Origin of the sequence: Desulfobacter curvatus DSM 3379, assembly GCF_000373985.1 — a bacterium.
Lineage (GTDB): Bacteria > Desulfobacterota > Desulfobacteria > Desulfobacterales > Desulfobacteraceae > Desulfobacter > Desulfobacter curvatus.
In genome coordinates this window covers 1-17,765 of record NZ_KB893121.1, presented here as the reverse complement: position 1 = coordinate 17,765, position 17,765 = coordinate 1, and the positions used below count along the sequence as shown (strand labels likewise).

The following is a 17,765-nucleotide window of genomic DNA, read 5'->3' as shown; positions in this document are numbered from 1 at the left end:
GGAACAGAATTTATGCACTCAAAAAGCATTTATTGATATAAAAAAACCGGACAAGATAATTGACGCGAACCGGACAAAGTAATTGACATTTGATACTTGTCGATTCAAAATGATAAAACCTTGTCATACTTATATCTCCATATACCTTACAAAGGCTCCAATATTTGTTCCACTATAGAATATCCGACTAAAAAGTAATGCCCTTAGCATCTACAAGTAGATCCAGCAAATCTGGATAACATTGATTATCTATTAGCTAATGCTATAACATGAAACTTGAAAATGATATCCAACTTGACTATCTATAATTATCTTAGTGGTTACCGACATAACGCGGGACAGTTTGACCCGGTGATGAGAGTTTTGCAGTACCTAAGCCTCATGAACCGGGGGGCCGGAGAAGCCTTGTTTTAAAGGGTGTCCCGGCTTAAATCGATAGCCATCTTAGTAACGGAATACCAATATTTCGAAACACAGTAAATATTTTTTTAAAATTCGATGTGTTCAATAATATCTTTGTGAGGTGCCCACTCCTCCCAGTACCCCCACCACTACCAAAAGCATTGTTGCCCATAACAAAAATCAGCACAGCCCCCACTACCTCAACTAAAGCTCACCCCAGCGCCTTCACCAAAGGATCATCACTCCTCAAAACAGTGCCTGACTCAGTTTCCTGGTAAAAAACGATCACGGCTTTACCGGGTTTTAACCTATTTGCTCTATTGCCATTTCTTCTTTTTTTTGGTGATATGGTGTTCTCGGGAAATGGTTTTTGACGTCGAAACCCTAATCGGAAATAATGGAAAGGTCTAAAGCATGACAGAGATGCAAATCTTGGATTCAATCCTCCCCTTCAAATGTCAAAATCAAGCTTGTGCGAAGGAATACGACATCCATGAATTTGGAAATGTAATTCAATTGTGGGGATTCATTTTTTTAATCGCTGCAGAAGATGAAACGGCGTTGATTGGCATAACTTGTCCTGAATGCAAAAAAACGACTTTATGCAAGTATAGAGCAACCCAAGCGCTTGGGTTCCTTTGGGAAATTTGGGGTCATTGGGAAAGTAATAATTGTGTTGCCTCAAATATTAAAATAAGAGAAAGGTGGTGCGGAAAATATTTTGCTGCACAATATCTTTTTGACATTGGCCTGATCGAAAATAACTTTCCAGAAAAAAATGCAGAAGATGCAATCTCATATACTGTTCCGCAGGACGTCATACTTGAAGAATATTCCAAACGATTAAACGAATCTTTTCCGTTTTTATTAATTGAAAGCGATATCCCTTATTTATTAAAAATAGAGAACAATCAAGGATATAAGGTTATACTGAGAACTTTAACTCCGGGGGCACAATTCAACACTCTTAAGGGAATTAACTATGGTTGGGATAGTCTTCTATTTTCACGGGATTTTGAGTTGATCAATAGTTTTTTTGAAAGGTCTCTGACCCCAAATTATCAATTATACGACAGAGAAGATCTTCCTCTTGACCCCCAATTCCCTGAATTCCCCAATTTCAAATGGAATAAAAAAAATTTATCAGAGGATGAAATGAAGCCTCTTTTAGACAAAAATGATCTCCTTTTGGAGGAGCATGAACATTTTTGCATAGGGTTTTTAGGATACAAACGAAAAGCCTTTCAAGAAAATGTTGGCGATTTTATTGAAGAACTTAAGATCATGAGAAATAGGATTGATTTCGAGCTTATTTATAGAAATACCCTTTTGAATAAGTATGGGCGAAAAATTTACTATAAAACAAGATGTTTGGCAGAGGATAGAGATGATTACAATGAACTTGCTGAAATTGAAGAAGCTGGTGGTCTTGAGGCATACCTCACTGGTGAATACGTCGATGAGTCTTCAAATTTAATTCCAGTTAAAACTCTTTCTGGTGGGCAATTAATGGAAAAATGGGGAATGGATGCATTCGAGTTGATCAATTTAATTCAAAACCATGGCCTCGCAGCCTATGACAGTGTTAATTCTGCTCACATCAATAGCAACAACTCATTCCATCCGGCATTGATTGCTGAATTAACAACTGGAGACCTGGAAGTGCAAAAAGTGTCTATGCAGCGCTTACGATTTGATCCTGTTAAGGTTGCCACCTTTGAGGATTACTACGGTGAACAATTGGGTTTGAAAAAAATGGAACCGGAGAACATGTCTCACCATCCCCAAGTTATAGATGAAAAAGAGCAGGAATTTCAAGTGTCTGACGATGAGCTTCAACCAGAACCTAAAGACGAAAATTTAAAAGATAAAACTATGAAATGTTGTCAAATTAGAGCTGCCCAATTATGGGACAAAAACCCCGATCTTACCATTAAGGCAGTTGCAGACCATAAAACCATAATGGATTGCTTCAAAGAAACCGGATATTCATTTGATGGTTATAGAACTCGTCACAACTGGGTTAAAGATTGCGCCCCTAAAAAGAAAACGGTAGGACGTCCAAAAGGATCTTGAAAAACCTCACCATCCTGCTTATCTCATCATAATCACAATAAAAACCGTCCCTTCTCCCAAAAAATAAATCTGCAATTTAATCTGCAATTCTTTTTTCGGATAGTTTGCATAAATATTTTTTCCTTTCTTTATTATCCACAATTTCAGCTGGTTAAATAGCAAACTAAAATATTTTATTTTGCAGATTTATTTTCGATATTATCTGCAGATTCTTCCTCCTATCCTTCACGCATTATTGTTCTCCGCGGAACAAGAACAAAACCCGAAAGGGTGGCCACCCTCCAAACAACTTTTTTTAAATGGAGGAACAAGCATGGAAAAGAAAGACCAGAAACTGGAAATCATTAAGCTCGAAAACCTGATCAAGGACCCGAACCATCCGAGACAGGAATCCGGGAATCTGGAATCCCTGACTGAAAGCCTGAAGTGTAACGGCCTTCTGAACCCCATCACTGTGGTTAAGGTGGCGGAAGACAAATACCATGTCGTTGACGGCTGGAGAAGAATAGAGGCCCTGAAGACTATGGACATGGAGAAGGTGTCCTGCGTGGTGTATGAGGATCTAAAAGAAGCGAATGCCGCCCACCTGTCTTATGTCCTCAATACAAAACGGAGCAACCTCACACCGATTGAAAAAGCGCTTCATATAAAAGGGATGATTGAAAAACATGGTTTGACCTATACCGAATTGGAGGCTCTTGGATATGGATCTCAGGCGCAGGTTAGCAAATTTCTTGGATTGCTTAAGTTGCCCTCAAATACCCAGAAGGCGATTGCAGATGGAACGTTTACAGTTGCCCATGGGACAGCCTTACTGAAAGCCCAGAATCCAGATGAGTTGACTAAAATGGCAATCAAGAGGAACTGGTCTGCCGCAAAAATCACCAGGTTCATAAAAGATATGGACAAAAAACAGAACCAGGAAATTAAGCCTGCTCCAGCCAGAGGAGTTACAGAAGGAGCTGATACGAGTAAGATTAGCGATGGTTCTGTGGATTTTATTTGCTCAGTTTTAGACTCTGGCGTTTTCAGCCACAAAAATAGATCTTATCTATATTTTCAAACATCTGAAGCGAATCGGATTTTGACTGACGGTGGCATTTTGGCCCTTATCCTTCATAAGATGGAAGACGTTGCATCCGTTATTCAGTGCCTAAGTAAGAAAACTGCCTCCTTCGATCCTGTCACAGAATTTACGATTCAGTTTCTTTCAAATGATTTTGAAAATAAAGCCAAAGAATCTGTCCAAAAGAACGAACACGCTGGCTATACGGCACAAACTGCAAGTCATCCGATTTTAATCTTTAAAAAAGTAGGCAGCAGAAAAATTTCTCCAGCATTAGCAGAAGAATCCAAATTGAGCGAGAAAGAAGCTGTTGAGTGCCTACGTTCGGGATGGATCTTCGAAAATGAAAAGGCGACTATAGAAGATCTCTTGTCCAGACTTATACGAATGTATTCTTTTAAAGAAGATATTGTCCTGGACCTGTTTTCTATGAACAAAGTTGTTCTGGATGTTGCGGAAAAATTGGGACGCGGAAAGTTTGAAAGCATGAAAGAGTTTGTCGCAAAACAGCTTGAAACGACTGAGGAAAATCAGACTGAAAAACCCAAAGCAGAAGTAATTATGTCCGAGGAGATGGCCGAAGCTATCGAAGAAATTCTGGCACGATACAGAAAAGAGCGGGACAACGCCTAACTTTCACCAAAGGGGCGGGGGATTCTATATCCGTCGCCCCTCCCAAGACGGAGGATTGACAAGTGTCTTCAACTCACTGTGCCCAAGATGTGCCCAGAAAAAGACTTTACTCCATCAAAGAACTTGTCGCCCTGATCGGGGCCACGGAATGGTTCTGGCGGAGTCAAATCTGGGATGGTCAGCTGCCATATGTCCAGGTTGGCCGAAAACAGTTCGTAGATCACCAGGATGTAGAAAGCTTTATAGAAAAAAATAAATACAAAAATTAGAGGAGATATAAAATGTTAAAAACCGATATTAAAAAAAACATGCCAATACTTTTTAGAAAAAATACACCCGGAATTAAAAATGATTATAAAACGCTGATCGAAAAAGTCGATCAGGAGAATAATTACCATGCCTCTCTCGGCGAGTACTCCATTTTTAATTTGATATTGGCAGATTTTGGAATTGATTCAATCGTGTACTATGGATATGACGAACCAATGCTGAAAGGATGCGAATATGAAATTCGAATATCTCCGTGTATTTTGTTTGAAAGTGATAGCCTGGCAGAAATGGACGAAGCAGATATTAACGATATTCGCTTTGCTCTATATTACGATGCATGGCATGGTCTCGGAAATATTTTTTCACGACAATTTGATCCCAATCATCTTATTGGAATCAATCTCACTGAAAGGCTTAATTTGTCTATTGATGATCCAAATGCATTTTTCTTTGATTGCTTTAGAGTCAAATGCGAGCACTTGCCAGAAAAGGGGAATTTGGAAGATTTGACGCCTTATGTTCAGGAGGTTTTTTTTACCAAGGGTGAAAAGATTTCTGATTATCAGATCAGACTTTTGTACAATGACCCATATGCTCATTTCTGGGATTTAGTTTCTGCCTTCAGGTACATTAATCAGAGTTTAGGTTACTTTTTCGACTTTCAGGTCGATGAAGGCTAAGTGATTTTAAATGCCTCCGGTTTCAGTCGGGGGCATTTTTCTTTCTTCTTGATCTCAAAATCTATAGATGGGATATTCAAAGGTACAAATCATGTTCTCCAGGACCAGCTCCAGCAGTGAATCCGGGAGAGCATGTTTGTCCATCTTGCGCCCGTCAAGGCTTGATGGAGGTATAATATGGGAAGTGTTTATCTGCGCGGAAATGTTTATTGGATTAAGTACTACAGGCAAGGGAAGTGCTTTCGGGAAAGTTCCGATAGTACCAAAAAGATGGTAGCCAAAAAACTTTTAAGCAGAAGGGAGGGTGAAATCGCCCAGGGCAAAATTCCTGGGGTACAGTTTGAAAAGGTCCGGTTTGAAGATTTGGCAGAGGAGTTTTTGCGAGATTATCGTATCAATCAGAAAAAATCGCTTGTGAAAGCCGAAAGAAGTGTCAATCACCTCAAGAAGATTTTTGAACGGGTTAGTGTCCCGCAGATCACAACCCCGAGAATCAATAAATTCATTGAATACCGTATTGATGAAGGCGCATCAAACGCAACGGTCAACCGGGAATTGTCTGCCTTGAAACGTATGCTGAACTTGGGAGCACAACAGACCCCGCCGCTTGTTGACAGGGTTCCGCACATATCAATGCTGGAAGAAAACAATGTCAGAACTGGATTCTTTGAGTATGATGAGTTTCTGGCACTCCGATCCTGCATGCCTGAATATTTGAAAGGCTTTGTAACTTTTGGATATAAATCCGGCTGGAGGGTATCGGAAATCACCGGGCTGAAATGGTCGAATGTAGATTTGGAGAACAGAGTAGTGTGCCTGGAAATAGGCACAACGAAAAACAAGGAAGGCCGCACTATTTATCTGGATGATGAGCTTTTGGCAATTTTTAATATCCAGCGGCAACTCCAAAAGGGAGGAAAGAAGATTCTCCCAAACGTTTTTCCGAATAGAGCAGGGACCGGTCCGCTAAAAGATTTTCGGAAAGCCTGGAAAACTGCATGTAAAGACGCTGGTGTTCCTGGTCGCATTTTCCATGACCTTCGAAGAACCGCTGTCCGTAATATGGTTCGGTCTGGTATTCCCGAACAAGTGGCGATGGCTATTTCAGGTCATAAGACTCGTTCCGTTTTTGAGCGGTATAACATCGTCAGTGAAGGGGATCTGATGGTTGCTGCCAGAAAACAGGAGGAATACCTGAAAAATCAGTTGGGCACAGTTTCGGGCACAGTGACCGAAATACAAAATAAAAAGGCTTCCAGCTAAAACGCTGAAAGCCCTTATATTCGTGGTACCGGAGGTCGGACTTGAACCGACAAGGCCCGAAGGCCGGAGGATTTTGAGTCCAATTTGAGCTGATAATGAGGTAAAATGAATTATCTTGAATTAAACTTGATAATTTAAATATATCAATATATTACTGTAAAAATAATAAGGCAGGTATAAATAATTATAGCCCGGTAGGCACAGGGATATACCTGGCAGTTCGTTGACCAAGTGTTGACCAAGTGATCTCCTTATTCCCATTTGTATTGTAATATACCAAACTTGTAAATCAATGAGATCATCCCTTTAAGCGACTGCATGGACATTAGAATTGTGGTTCATCAGGAATAAGGGAAGAAAAGAAATTTCTTGCAAATGCTTTGGAGTCATGGTAGGAGTTAGTAACAGGAGGTACTGTTTTATATGATGGGCGTGAGTTCAAGATGGCATAGGCCAGGAGAATATACCAAAAAAAAGGTGGCGGAAGTGACCGGGATAACTACCCAGGCGGTTACCCACTATACTAATGAAGGGCTTATTGAACCAGGCATTGAAGATTCTCGTGGGAGAGGAACTGCAAAAATATATTCCAAAGAGAACCTGCTCGAATTCCTTATAATAAATGAATTTAAACAGTGCGGTTTTAGCTTGTCCATCATAAAAAATATTATGAAATCTTTACGTCGGCGACAAGATAAGTGGTTGTCAGAAATTGTATCCTCAGAACCGACAAAGACCAATTCGCCTCTAAGAGATAACCATTGGCTAAGTGTATTTAACCCTGTATCAGAGGAACCCACCGTTGAAGTTAATAAAAATGCAATTGATTGCACTTCTGGAGTTAATACAAATAAGCACAAAATGGTTGTATCTATTGATGTCTCTGAAGCAGTGAAAAAAATTCAAGAAAAAATAACATAGTTTTTTTTTGGGGTATTAGAAATGTGTAACACCCGTTACTAATTATTATGTTTTGAAAGGAGGTGGTGTATGAGGATTTAAAAATATAATAAAGCTGTAAATGGAATTACTGATTTATAAATTTAGGAGGACTGATGAACATACGATTAAAAATGAAAATTTTATCAAAATACCGGAAGCAAATTGATTTTGCAAAGGCTTTGGGCATAACCGCTACGAGAGTGAGTCGGGTTGTTCATGAAAGCATTGAATTGTTGCCTGAAGAACAAAAGAAATGGGCTGAAAAACTAAGTTGTGAGCCTAATGATATTTTTAAACCAGTTTAGGGAGGATTAGTGATGGCAGTTAAATTAATTACCGTCCATGAATTGTCTACGCAGCTGAATCGTTCACCGCAGTCTATATATAACGGGATTAGCAGAAATGCGAAAAATAAATTCCCCATTCGAGCTATCAGAGTTGGAAGAGCTGTGCGTTTTTCGCAAAAAGAAGTTGATGAATTTATCCAGAAAGGAGGTTGTAGTTAATGACTATAAAAAAGAAAAAAGGGCTTAATTCTGCGGCAACAGAAATCAAGCCCACTAAAGAATTTATACAAAAAGAAGATATCATGAATAGTTATAAAACGCAAAGTAAAAGCGGCAATTTGATTTACTTGAAAAGTGGATTTCAAGTTCCTAAGGAAGAGTTAGAAGGATTAGAAAATAGCTCTTTAGAAACTCCTCTTGGAGTGACTAAAGAAATCCTTGATGGTATTGAAACCCTTACTGCTACAGAGCTTCGTGAAAAATATCAACAAACTTACAACAGTTGGAAGAACATGAAGCAGAGGGCAAAAAAAGGTTATATTATTCACAAGGACTTAGCCAAATTCAAAGATTTTCTACGGCATCTTGGTCCCTGTGAAATCAAAAATTATACCCTTGATAGGTTGGATAACTGTGATCCCGAATATGCCCCTGGTAAGGTTCAGTGGAGAGATAAATATGCCCAAAATTCCAATAAGGGTAATAACGTTTATCTCACGCATCATGATGGCCGAAAGAAAACCACAGCTCAGTGGGCAAAAATTACTGGACAGAAAGCCACAACACTATATGCAAGAAAGAAGAATGGCTGGACTGATATGGAAATTATCACTGGGGTTCGAAATTCTATATCTGGTTCCCAGAAAGATAATCCTTTCCCTCTTGATAGCCGGGAACTTTGGGAAGAGATGTATGTTGATGCATATCTTACTGGCTACAAGAAATCAAAATTAGAATTCGTTCATGATCGCTGTAAAACGACAATTAATGAGCTTTCGAATAAAGCTATTGATTTGTCAAATCAACTTGAGTTTCTTGAATGGAGTGGTGATGATGATGATGATGAGTTCATAAAGATTGAAAAAAAGTTAAAAAAGATTACCAAGCAATGCCTTAGATTGATCACAATGCTACGTGAAGCTCAACAGCAATTACAGTACGAGAACGAAAAGGAGTTTTTCCTTGATAGGTTGAATTTGAAGTCCAAATTCGAAAGGAACGAAATGGGAAAGGAATTTGAAAAGAGAAGGCCACGGCCCAGATATAACGTGAATCAACCTGATTTTAAATACAAACTGTCAGATGACTAATTATTAATGTGAGGGCTGTTTGATTTTGGGTTCATTTGCCCCACCTCTTAGAAAATGATTCCCTTGATTAGGCAGTCCATCTTCGATTGCAATTAAGTGCATTACTATTAATAATTCCTCATAAAAAATGCAATTACCTGCAAAGTATTAAGAAATCAGAAGAAAGGTGAATCATTTTGGAAATTTTAAATCCTAAACAACACAAAGCAGCCATCCTGATAGCCTCTGGAAAACCTAAAAAAGAGGCGGCTAAAACAGTAGGGGCAAGCGCCCAAACTGTATCAAAGTGGCTGGGAAATCCTGAATTTGTTGCTTTGATAAACAAAACCAAAAGAGAGATGATGGAAGAAACCAGAGACATGCTAAGGGGAAACCTCATCACTGCTACCGAAACAATCAATGAGCTTCTGAAAATCGGAAAAAATGAGAAGGTCCGTTTTGAAGCGGCTAAATTCCTTATCGAAGCGACAGGAATTATCACACCTGATATTGGTCTTTGGGACACAGGACCTCAAACAGTTGAAGAGGTAGAGAATGAAATGATTCAAAAGGGAATCATGCCTTCGGATATATCCGATTAAAGCAAGGAGAAGATAATTATGGCTCTTATATTTAAAAAACAACGAGATAAAACAAGAATCGACCCTTGGGGAATAATGTGTTGGGTAATTCAAATACAAAAAGAAAGGGTGGACCGTCTCCAAGCGTTTGAAGATAGAACGGGACGTTGCCTGCCTGACCTTTCCAAGGAAAAAGAGAGCCTTTCAAATCTATGTTCTAAGCTTATAGAGCTGGAACGTATGGTGGTGGGGAATTCTTTCTTGCTCAATGGGCCTGTCGATCTGAAAGTACAATATGAGGACCTGCATCCCGTCGATATCCCGGACAAAGAAATCATAGCTAAAAGGACAAGGCAAGCTATTAAAGACTTAAATGCCCCGGAATTGAACAGCCTGTTAGAAATGAATTGACGAACACCCACATTTTATTGATTTTACGGAAATGGTCTGGTAATTTCAAACTGGCCTGGAAAAAGGCCGTTATGAAAAGTTTTTTATAGAAGGAGTTTTATCGAAAAAAAAGTTCGTTCTTTAAACGCATATAACATCTGTGCATTTGTGCAGTAGCCGTTCGTACTGAAAACCGCCAATTTTTATTACCAAAGAACGACGCTGACAGGAATGCATCCCGGTTGGGGTGTAGGTCTTGTTTGTGTTCTTTGGTAGGTACTTGGCGGTACCTCAGTACGGGCATGGACTTGGTCTATGCCCCTTTTTATTTATAAACTTAGATTAGGAACTGCTCATGAAGAAGTTTCAAATACAGAATAAAATAAATAAGTGCAAATACAGTAAGCTGACAGTGGGGATGTGTTTCAGGTTTGTTATTTTTTTATTGGTATTTAATTATCTTCCTGCAAGCAGTGAAACTCTATATCTAAAAAACGGAAGGGAGATACCCTGTACATCTATATGGATTAATAACAATGAATACTTCTGCGACGTATCGGGCGCGACCATCTCCTTCCCTTCGGATAAAATTGATATTACAAAATTTGAAAAAGCTGCAAAGAAAGAAGCTCAACTTGAAAAATCAATTAATGAATACATACAGCAACTTCAGGACAAATTAAACTCAATAGAAAAAAATGCGTTTAGCATGTATGACGTTGAAATCAAAATCGGCACTTGGTCCGTTAATAATCAAGGGCTAAAAAGCAAAGTGACGATTAATTACGAGAAAGGTTTGTTCAGTTTTACCGAAAAGTATAAAGACGACAGCCAAAAAGAGACCTGGATGCCCGGTTCCATCAGTGATGAGTCCCCATTTGTTGGAGCATTGAAATTATCAAGCTCCGGCAATAGATACGGAGAATATTATATATTAAACGATAGTCTTTTACACTGTTTTGACCGCCAGGGAATGATATCAGGCTATGTTGGTTATTGTGATAATTATACTGCCACAAAAAAGGCGTTAAATTTATATCATAGCCTTAAAAAGGTTAACCAAAAGCTCAGAGACAAGCTTCAATATATTAAAAATAGCTTTGAACGACTGAAATCAAAAGGGAGGAGGATATCGGACAATGGTGCATATCAACAGTGGGAACAGCAAATTAACGAATTATACAATACTATGGGAAAATATGAAAAAGCCAAAAAAGATTTGAATGCCATTGTTATCAAATGACTGTGAGTGCTTATGAAAAAGTGTCAATTTTGTGGTGCCGAAATCCAGGATGAAGCGATTAAGTGCAGATATTGTAAAGAGTTTTTGAATAATCAAGAAGAGGAGCCCGATATCCCAAAGGAAACACTTTCGGTAAAGGAGATCTCCGGTGAAAATGATTCTGTCTGCCCCAAATGTGGTTTTAAGAGGATAGAGGGAGATGAAGAATGTCCCCGTTGCGGCGTCATATACGCCAAAGTTAAGCTAAAGGAAACCAACACCTATTCGCCGGAAAAGCTCCAAGCAGAACCAGAGAAAATATCTATTTCCTCCCAAGGCAATGGTACTGAAAAACATAAAAAATCCGGCATGATGGAAACAAGCTTTAATATATTGTACTGGTTTGTAAGTATTATATCAGCGATTATAGGATTAGCGGCTTTTTCCTCCGGGGAGGTGAAAGGCATCATAATCGGAATAATATTTATGTTACCCGCTTTTTTAAAAATTTCTAAATTCGAAAGCTTTAAAAAATCTCTGGAAAAAGTAGTATTGTTGAAGCAACAGTATTTTTCCAGATTTTCAAAGGTTCAGATTGGGTGCTCTGGCTTGCTTTTGCTTTTCGGTGTATTCGTAATTGTTGTTTGGGTCTCAGCTATATCCGGCCCTCAGAAACCTACCCTAACTAAAAACGAAGAATTGATTTTGAGCACTATGGACCATGAAGAATTCAGCCTTAAATGGGACGGTACAAGCAAGAGTGGTTTTTCCATGCACGATGTCAAAAATGCTAAGAGAAAAGTATGGGGGGGAGTGCTGGAAAAATTACAAGCAAAACCAAACCCAAATGAAAAAGAAATTCAATATGTAAAAGAAAGGCTCAATGAACTGTAAAATATAAAAACACTTTAAGTGTCTTTTCTTCTGACATGGAACCCGCATGGAACCGAAATTACAAAGGGCTCTCAGTAAAACGCTGAAAGCCCTTATTTATTTGGTAGCGGGGAAAGGATTTGAACCAATGACCTTCGGGTTATGAGTCATGTGGGTATCTATATTGTGTGGTTTTATTTTATACAAAGCAATAAGTCTCCAAAACAATGTAAGTGTTATGTCCGTGGTTCAAGGACAACCCTTCTATAATTAAAATTTTTTTCGATATTTTTTATAAAACGAAAATGATCATATTCTATTATCCTTTTATGTATAAGAAAAAGCTTTATTTTTATTTAATAAAATTATAAATTATATCTATTGAATATAGATTTTTATTTTATAGTTGTCGAATTAAAGGATTGAAGAATGCAAAAATTGAAAACAGTTGCCTATCTGAGAGTCTCCACAAGTGGCCAAGATCTTGAGAAGAATAAAGCTGATATTCTGTTGTTTGCAAATGATCGAAAATTTGGTCATGTCGATTTTGTTGAAGAAAAAGTTTCAGGGAAAAAGCATTGGAAAGATAGGAAGATAAAAACAATAATTGATAAACTTGGGGCAGGGGATAGGCTTATTGTTCCAGAACTGTCAAGGCTTGGGCGGTCAATGCTTGAAATAATGGAAATCCTTTCTGTCGCCAAGGAGAAGGAGATTTGCATTTATGCCCTAAAAGGCAACTGGGAATTAAATGGAACCATACAATCAAAATTGATAGCAATGTGTTTTTCAATGGCCGCAGAAATTGAGAGAGATTTAATATCGTCACGAACTAAAGAAGCGTTAAAAGCCAGAAAAGCGGCGGGGGTCAAATTAGGCCGACCTAAAGGACCGGGGAAATCTATGCTTGATCCACATAAGGAAGAGATTGTTGCCTTATTGAAAAATGGGACAACTAAAACCTGGATTGCAAATAAGTATAATACCACGCTACCTAATTTATATAATTGGCTCAAGAAGAATAAGATTCAAGGTTAAAAAGTATGAGTTTAACCGTTTGTTTAGTGGTGGTGAAATTGCAATTGATTGCAATCTTTTTAATGGATTTATGAAATTTAAAGCATGGAGGGGTAATGTCAATTTTAGCCGAATGCCCATATTGTCACAAGAAACAATCAAATCGGAATAAAAAATGTCCGTGTGGCGCAAATCTTGATAAAGAGAAAAAAAACAAAAAGGTCAATTATTGGATAAATTATCGCGTCGGAAAAACCCAGAGACGTGAAAAAATAGGGACAAGTCTTACAGAAGCCCTGGCCGCTGATGGTAAGCGGAAAGCTCAAAAATTTGAAAATCCCTCTATTCTTGAGAAAGTGGCTGATAAGAATATTTCATTTCAAAAACTCACCGAATGGTATTTTGAGCTTCCTTCGGTAAAAGCGCTTGCGTATTATAAAGATTTGAAAAATAATTTGAACAGTTTTAATAGCAAGTTTGGGGAGATGTTAATTCATTCTTTAAAGCCGGAAGACTTGAAGACATATCAGAAAGAAGGGAAAGAACAAGGATTTTCAGATTCATATATTGATAAACATATTGGGGCGGCACGGACAATGGTTAAACGAGCTTTCGATAATGATAAAATACATGGCGACGCTCTGAAACCTTTTAATAAGGTAAAGCGGCTGTTGAAAAATAGCAGAGCCAATGCCCGGAAGAGGATTCTATCACATGATGAATTCTATCTGATTATGAAGAATCTCCCAAGTCACTTGAAACCAATTTTTGCAACTGGATATTATACCGGCATGAGGTTAGACGAAATATTGTCCTTGTCATGGGAAAAAGTGGATCTAAAAGGTGATTTTATATATCTTGAAGCCCCTGACACAAAGGATAACGAGGATCGATCTATACCTATTCCCGGTGTCCTGCGTGAGATTCTGGTAAATATCCCAAAGGGTTTACATGATAAACACGTTTTTTTATATCGTGGCAAGCCTATAAAGGATATCAGAACCGGCCTGAAAAAAGCCTGTGAGAAATCCAAGATAGCCTATGGGCAGAAGGTTAAAAATGGTTTTGTCTTCCACGATTTACGTCATACCTTTAATACCAATATGCGAAAAGCAGGGGTTCCGGAATCGGTTATTATGGAAATAACAGGCCATGTGACAAGAGAAATGTTTGACCGGTACAACACTGTGGATGAAGGAGATATGTCAAAGGCTATTGGAGATCTTGATGTATTTCTAAAAAATACTATCCAGAGTGTCACTAAAAATGCTGAAAAATTATAATGTGTATCGAGCCTTCGACAACAACCCTCCCTTTTTGATCATATGAAAGGTCGGTTTTGCCGCAAGCAAGCGTACCAACTAGGACGTATGCAAGCGTTTCCAGATGGTTTGAATGACTTCGGCATTGATTTTTTTCCATTTATTCCCATCTGGTTATTCTTATTTTTCGGATGTTATCCTGCTATATATGTGAGCATGAAAGAGAAAGGAAAAACAGAGATCAACTTGTTACTCAGCTAAGAGGAGACACTGATGCCTTGGATTGATTTTTCTATTAGTAAAGCAAAACGGTTGGGCTGTGTAATTTTAGATAATCAACAACATAAGGTGCGGAATACTGCGCTTAATGCACATGCCTTAGTGCGTGGTTCCGCTGGATCTGGGAAAAGCTTGATTTTACGTCATCGCCTGGAGCGTATTCTTCAGGAGCCAATTTACGGCCAAATTTTGGTTCTAACCTATAATCGCTTTATGGCAGGATGGATGACAGGCCTTATTGCCGGAGTTAGACCAGGCAGAGTTCTTTGCAGCACTTTTAATAAATGGGCGTCCAATATCCTTCATTATGATTATAGATGGGGTGCGCAAGCTTTTTTCGAGATAGCAAGCTCCTCTCTTAAACGTTATGATGCCATTTTAATAGATGAAGCCCAAGATTTTGAAGACGAATGGTTTATGGGATTGTTACAGATGATAAACCCACAGACTAATTCGCTTTTTCTGGTCTATGACAACGCACAATCGGTGTACAAGTCTCAGCATCGCCGTCGCTCAGATTGGACGTGGAGTCGACTTGGTATAAATGTCGTTGGACGTGCAGAGATTCTTGATCTCTGCTACCGCTGTTCTCCCGAAATCGTTAACTATAGTTGGTCGTTTATTAAGCCCTTTTTGGATTTGGAGGACATTCCCATTTCACGACGGAATGTTGGAGGGGTAGTAGAGCCAAGAACGTCTTCTAAAAGGAGTTCTGGTGTACCCGTTTCTGTTTTTCAGTGCTCCGACGCTGCTATTGTTGCCCGAGAAGTATACGAAGCATTAAAGACGGAACCGTCTTCCTCGATTGCTATTATGATGCATCCAGAGGTGGTGAAAATATACCAGCCTATGATTTCAGATGCTCTTCAAAAGTTAGGGGTACCACATCATGCACCTATGTCATCTGAGACTCGAAAGGGTAATATTGTAACAAGACCATGTGTTGTCGTTGATAGCTGGAATGCACTTAAAGGCGTGGAATTTGATGCAGCAATATTGTTTAATTCTGAGTATGTTGGTGAACACCTCGGCTCTACTGAAAAATTTCGTCATATTGCCGGTCTTTACGCGGCGATGACAAGAGCAAGAGATCATCTAATTGTCACTTATATAAACAACAATGAATTTTCAATGAGCCTTCAAATGCTATGTAGAAATGCAATAATCGCTAACCATACTAATATGCAACTTAGATAACGATGATAGACGCTTTGGTTATCAACCGTTTCTATATGATATGTAGTCAGATTCAGATATCAGGCTGCCGAAAAGAACAAATCCATTCAGTTATTCGTTATAATCTGATGAATTTCCGAAGATTCTTCCTTTTTTTGTGAGGAGTTATGAACGCAATAGATAAACACTACCTGTCACTCCAGTTTAAACTCAAAATATATTCAAAAAATGGAACAGAGTTTCAGAGTTTTTTTGAAAATATTATGGACAAAGCATTTGATGATTTTAGAAAAATTCCATCTGGGGGTGGAGATGGTGGCAATGATGGATGGATAAGGAAATTAGGGCAATATTTTCAAGTTTACGCTCCTAATGTCCCCGCTACTAAAGATTCAGAAGCAGCGAAGAAGTTAAAAGAGGATTTTGAAAAATTAAAAAGGAATTGGAATCAAGTTCAAGAAATAAAGGAATATTATTTTGTCTACAATGACAAATATGCTGGAGCAAATAAACCTGAAGAAGCACTTGCTGAACTGAGAGAAAAAAATCCAAATATTCAATTTGAACTATTTTTAAGTAAAAACTTAGAAAATATCTTTTTTCAGTTAGACGAAGCCAAAATACTTTGCTTGGGTTTTAGTATTGACCAAAGAGTTGCTATTTCAAACGGTTTTGAATTTTTAAAGAAGGTCGAAATTGAACTCGATAGGGAACATGCAAAATATGCCCAAAAGAGATTAGAAGATGTTGAAAATATAATTTCAACATTAAATGATAATGAGTTGATTTTAGAATATAAAATTTTGGAATGTCGATGCCTACAAAAATTAGAAAAGATAGAAGAGGCAATAAATAATTATTATAAAATCAGTAGAATGTATCCAAATGATTCACGTGCATTATTATATTTATCCGAAATCCATTTAGCACAATATGAGCCTGAAAAAAATGAACAACTATTAGAAAAGGCTCGAAAAATTGATACTCATTTCTGGCTGCTTAAGCTTGAGGAATTGATTAGGAAAAATAACTTAGATGAAGAGATTGATGTTTCAAATATTGATAAGGAGGTGTTTCCAGTCAGTCCTCGTGAAAAATCAAGTTTTTATAGCGTATTTTCATCTTTTTTTGAAAAAACAGGAAATCACGCACAAGCAGAGAATTATATCGAAAAAGCTATTCGCTGTAATCCAGATAAATTCATCAATTATATTTTCAAGTTATCGTTGACTATAAATAAAATTTTTTCTAATCACGAAACCTCGCAACGATCAGAAGATTCACAAAAACTACTACAGGATATATGTGAATTAGAAGCTAAATTTGGCGAATATGGGGATATAGGGGCGAGAAATAAAGCCCTTTTGAATGCAACGAGATTGAACATTTATCGTCTTATTCAAAACACCCCAGAGTATGAAAGAGTCGCTCAAGAAACGTTCGAATTATCTTTAACTTGCCACTTAGATAGACAAATTCAAGACGTTCTTGTCTCGTTCTTACATATTGTTTCATTACCCGAAAAAGACTTAAATCGTCTCTTTGAATTTTTAAGTTCTTTTGGATGTAAATTATCTAAAGAATTGTCCACGGTAATTGTCTTTCAATGCAATATTCAAAATAAATTATTTACTGTTGGAAAGAAGTTTTTTCAAGATAAAGGTAATCAAGGTTTTTATCAATTTATTGCCGATATAGAAAATGGAAACGATGACGAAGTCTTAAATTTTTTACAAAACAATATTCAATTATCTTTTATCATGGCCCAGTGATGTCCGGTTAGGTTTTTGCTTGTTCGCTAAATGTAATTTTTTGATCTTTGACAATATTGTCCCTGTTTAAACTATGAGACGTATCCTCGTCGTGCCCAATTAGGTCGTTCAAGATGGCAGTTCGTAACTGTCGAACTCTTTTAATAGAGACCTTCTCATTAAACTCGTTTCGACAGTAGATTGCCAGCAACAGGTAAGTGATAAGGCCACTAAGAATTTGAACCATAAGACCATATTCACTGCGGGCAATGAGATGGTAAACCTTCAGGTGTTCTTTCCACCATT

17 protein-coding genes and 1 pseudogene are annotated in these 17,765 nt (G+C 38.0%); 17 read left to right on the top strand and 1 reads right to left on the bottom strand.

Going from position 1 to position 17,765, the window contains the following annotated elements; genetic code table 11:
- The first annotated feature begins 816 nt into the window (after window positions 1–816).
- The 17 genes from B147_RS0125505 to B147_RS30755 all read left to right on the top strand — a co-directional run bounded on the left by B147_RS0125505 (window position 817) and on the right by B147_RS30755 (window position 17,480).
- On the top strand, window positions 817–2,478 hold the full coding sequence (locus B147_RS0125505; protein WP_020590032.1) for a hypothetical protein: 1,662 nt from the start codon (window positions 817–819) through the stop codon (window positions 2,476–2,478).
- 313 nt (window positions 2,479–2,791) lie between these two features.
- Entirely contained in the window at window positions 2,792–4,177 is a 1,386-nt protein-coding gene (locus tag B147_RS0125500) for a ParB/RepB/Spo0J family partition protein (RefSeq protein ID WP_020590031.1), read from the top strand.
- Window positions 4,178–4,239: 62 nt separating this feature from the next.
- Window positions 4,240–4,446, top strand: coding sequence for a MerR family transcriptional regulator (locus B147_RS0125495; RefSeq protein ID WP_020590030.1), 207 nt, complete (start codon window positions 4,240–4,242; stop codon window positions 4,444–4,446).
- A 12-nt stretch (window positions 4,447–4,458) separates the two neighbouring features.
- Entirely contained in the window at window positions 4,459–5,127 is a 669-nt protein-coding gene (locus tag B147_RS0125490) for a hypothetical protein (protein WP_020590029.1), read from the top strand.
- Between the two features lie 177 nt (window positions 5,128–5,304).
- A complete protein-coding gene (locus B147_RS0125485; RefSeq protein WP_020590028.1) occupies window positions 5,305–6,390 on the top strand; it encodes a tyrosine-type recombinase/integrase in 1,086 nt (361 codons plus the stop codon).
- Between the two features lie 423 nt (window positions 6,391–6,813).
- A complete protein-coding gene (locus B147_RS0125480) occupies window positions 6,814–7,311 on the top strand; it encodes a MerR family transcriptional regulator (RefSeq protein WP_020590027.1) in 498 nt (165 codons plus the stop codon).
- Window positions 7,312–7,445: 134 nt separating this feature from the next.
- Complete coding sequence (locus B147_RS0125475; RefSeq protein ID WP_020590026.1) at window positions 7,446–7,637, top strand: helix-turn-helix domain-containing protein; 192 nt, start codon at window positions 7,446–7,448, stop codon at window positions 7,635–7,637.
- Window positions 7,638–7,649: 12 nt separating this feature from the next.
- Complete coding sequence (locus tag B147_RS0125470; protein ID WP_020590025.1) at window positions 7,650–7,838, top strand: helix-turn-helix transcriptional regulator; 189 nt, start codon at window positions 7,650–7,652, stop codon at window positions 7,836–7,838.
- Entirely contained in the window at window positions 7,838–8,929 is a 1,092-nt protein-coding gene (locus B147_RS0125465; RefSeq protein ID WP_020590024.1) for a hypothetical protein, read from the top strand. The genes B147_RS0125470 and B147_RS0125465 overlap by 1 nt, the downstream gene beginning before the upstream one ends.
- A 176-nt stretch (window positions 8,930–9,105) precedes the next feature.
- The gene (locus B147_RS0125460; protein WP_020590023.1) at window positions 9,106–9,510 is read left to right on the top strand and encodes a phBC6A51 family helix-turn-helix protein; all 405 of its coding nucleotides are present in this window, start codon (window positions 9,106–9,108) and stop codon (window positions 9,508–9,510) included.
- Window positions 9,511–9,528: 18 nt separating this feature from the next.
- On the top strand, window positions 9,529–9,900 hold the full coding sequence (locus B147_RS0125455; RefSeq protein ID WP_020590022.1) for a hypothetical protein: 372 nt from the start codon (window positions 9,529–9,531) through the stop codon (window positions 9,898–9,900).
- Window positions 9,901–10,234: 334 nt separating this feature from the next.
- Entirely contained in the window at window positions 10,235–11,122 is an 888-nt protein-coding gene (locus tag B147_RS0125450) for a hypothetical protein (RefSeq protein WP_020590021.1), read from the top strand.
- A 12-nt stretch (window positions 11,123–11,134) separates the two neighbouring features.
- Window positions 11,135–11,995, top strand: a complete 861-nt coding sequence (locus B147_RS0125445) for a zinc ribbon domain-containing protein (protein ID WP_020590020.1) — start codon at window positions 11,135–11,137, stop codon at window positions 11,993–11,995.
- 408 nt (window positions 11,996–12,403) lie between these two features.
- Window positions 12,404–13,012: a recombinase family protein gene (locus tag B147_RS0125435; protein ID WP_020590018.1), complete on the top strand. Its 609-nt coding sequence runs from the start codon at window positions 12,404–12,406 to the stop codon at window positions 13,010–13,012.
- Window positions 13,013–13,107: 95 nt separating this feature from the next.
- The gene (locus B147_RS0125430) at window positions 13,108–14,274 is read left to right on the top strand and encodes a tyrosine-type recombinase/integrase (RefSeq protein ID WP_020590017.1); all 1,167 of its coding nucleotides are present in this window, start codon (window positions 13,108–13,110) and stop codon (window positions 14,272–14,274) included.
- A gap of 252 nt (window positions 14,275–14,526) precedes the next feature.
- A complete protein-coding gene (locus tag B147_RS29510) occupies window positions 14,527–15,729 on the top strand; it encodes a UvrD-helicase domain-containing protein (protein ID WP_020590016.1) in 1,203 nt (400 codons plus the stop codon).
- 146 nt (window positions 15,730–15,875) lie between these two features.
- Window positions 15,876–17,480 carry a tetratricopeptide repeat protein gene (locus B147_RS30755; RefSeq protein WP_020590015.1) on the top strand — a complete coding sequence of 535 codons (1,605 nt, stop codon included), beginning with the start codon at window positions 15,876–15,878 and terminating at the stop codon, window positions 17,478–17,480.
- 7 nt (window positions 17,481–17,487) lie between these two features.
- Here B147_RS30755 and B147_RS0125415 read toward each other — a convergent pair.
- Window positions 17,488–17,765: pseudogene (locus B147_RS0125415) on the bottom strand (IS4 family transposase); the annotation flags it as partial.

What these genes read in the sequence shown, in the direction of transcription:
- B147_RS0125435 (WP_020590018.1), top strand. Translation starts at nt 12,404, where the DNA reads ATGCAAAAATTGAAAACAGTTGCCTATCTGAGAGTCTCCACAAGTGGC.
- B147_RS0125470 (WP_020590025.1), top strand. Translation starts at nt 7,650, where the DNA reads ATGGCAGTTAAATTAATTACCGTCCATGAATTGTCTACGCAGCTGAAT.
- B147_RS0125475 (WP_020590026.1), top strand. Translation starts at nt 7,446, where the DNA reads ATGAACATACGATTAAAAATGAAAATTTTATCAAAATACCGGAAGCAA.
- B147_RS0125480 (WP_020590027.1), top strand. Translation starts at nt 6,814, where the DNA reads ATGATGGGCGTGAGTTCAAGATGGCATAGGCCAGGAGAATATACCAAA.
- B147_RS0125500 (WP_020590031.1), top strand. Translation starts at nt 2,792, where the DNA reads ATGGAAAAGAAAGACCAGAAACTGGAAATCATTAAGCTCGAAAACCTG.
- B147_RS0125455 (WP_020590022.1), top strand. Translation starts at nt 9,529, where the DNA reads ATGGCTCTTATATTTAAAAAACAACGAGATAAAACAAGAATCGACCCT.
- B147_RS29510 (WP_020590016.1), top strand. Translation starts at nt 14,527, where the DNA reads ATGCCTTGGATTGATTTTTCTATTAGTAAAGCAAAACGGTTGGGCTGT.
- B147_RS0125430 (WP_020590017.1), top strand. Translation starts at nt 13,108, where the DNA reads ATGTCAATTTTAGCCGAATGCCCATATTGTCACAAGAAACAATCAAAT.
- B147_RS0125490 (WP_020590029.1), top strand. Translation starts at nt 4,459, where the DNA reads ATGTTAAAAACCGATATTAAAAAAAACATGCCAATACTTTTTAGAAAA.
- B147_RS0125450 (WP_020590021.1), top strand. Translation starts at nt 10,235, where the DNA reads ATGAAGAAGTTTCAAATACAGAATAAAATAAATAAGTGCAAATACAGT.
- B147_RS0125485 (WP_020590028.1), top strand. Translation starts at nt 5,305, where the DNA reads ATGGGAAGTGTTTATCTGCGCGGAAATGTTTATTGGATTAAGTACTAC.
- B147_RS0125465 (WP_020590024.1), top strand. Translation starts at nt 7,838, where the DNA reads ATGACTATAAAAAAGAAAAAAGGGCTTAATTCTGCGGCAACAGAAATC.
- B147_RS0125445 (WP_020590020.1), top strand. Translation starts at nt 11,135, where the DNA reads ATGAAAAAGTGTCAATTTTGTGGTGCCGAAATCCAGGATGAAGCGATT.
- B147_RS30755 (WP_020590015.1), top strand. Translation starts at nt 15,876, where the DNA reads ATGAACGCAATAGATAAACACTACCTGTCACTCCAGTTTAAACTCAAA.
- B147_RS0125505 (WP_020590032.1), top strand. Translation starts at nt 817, where the DNA reads ATGACAGAGATGCAAATCTTGGATTCAATCCTCCCCTTCAAATGTCAA.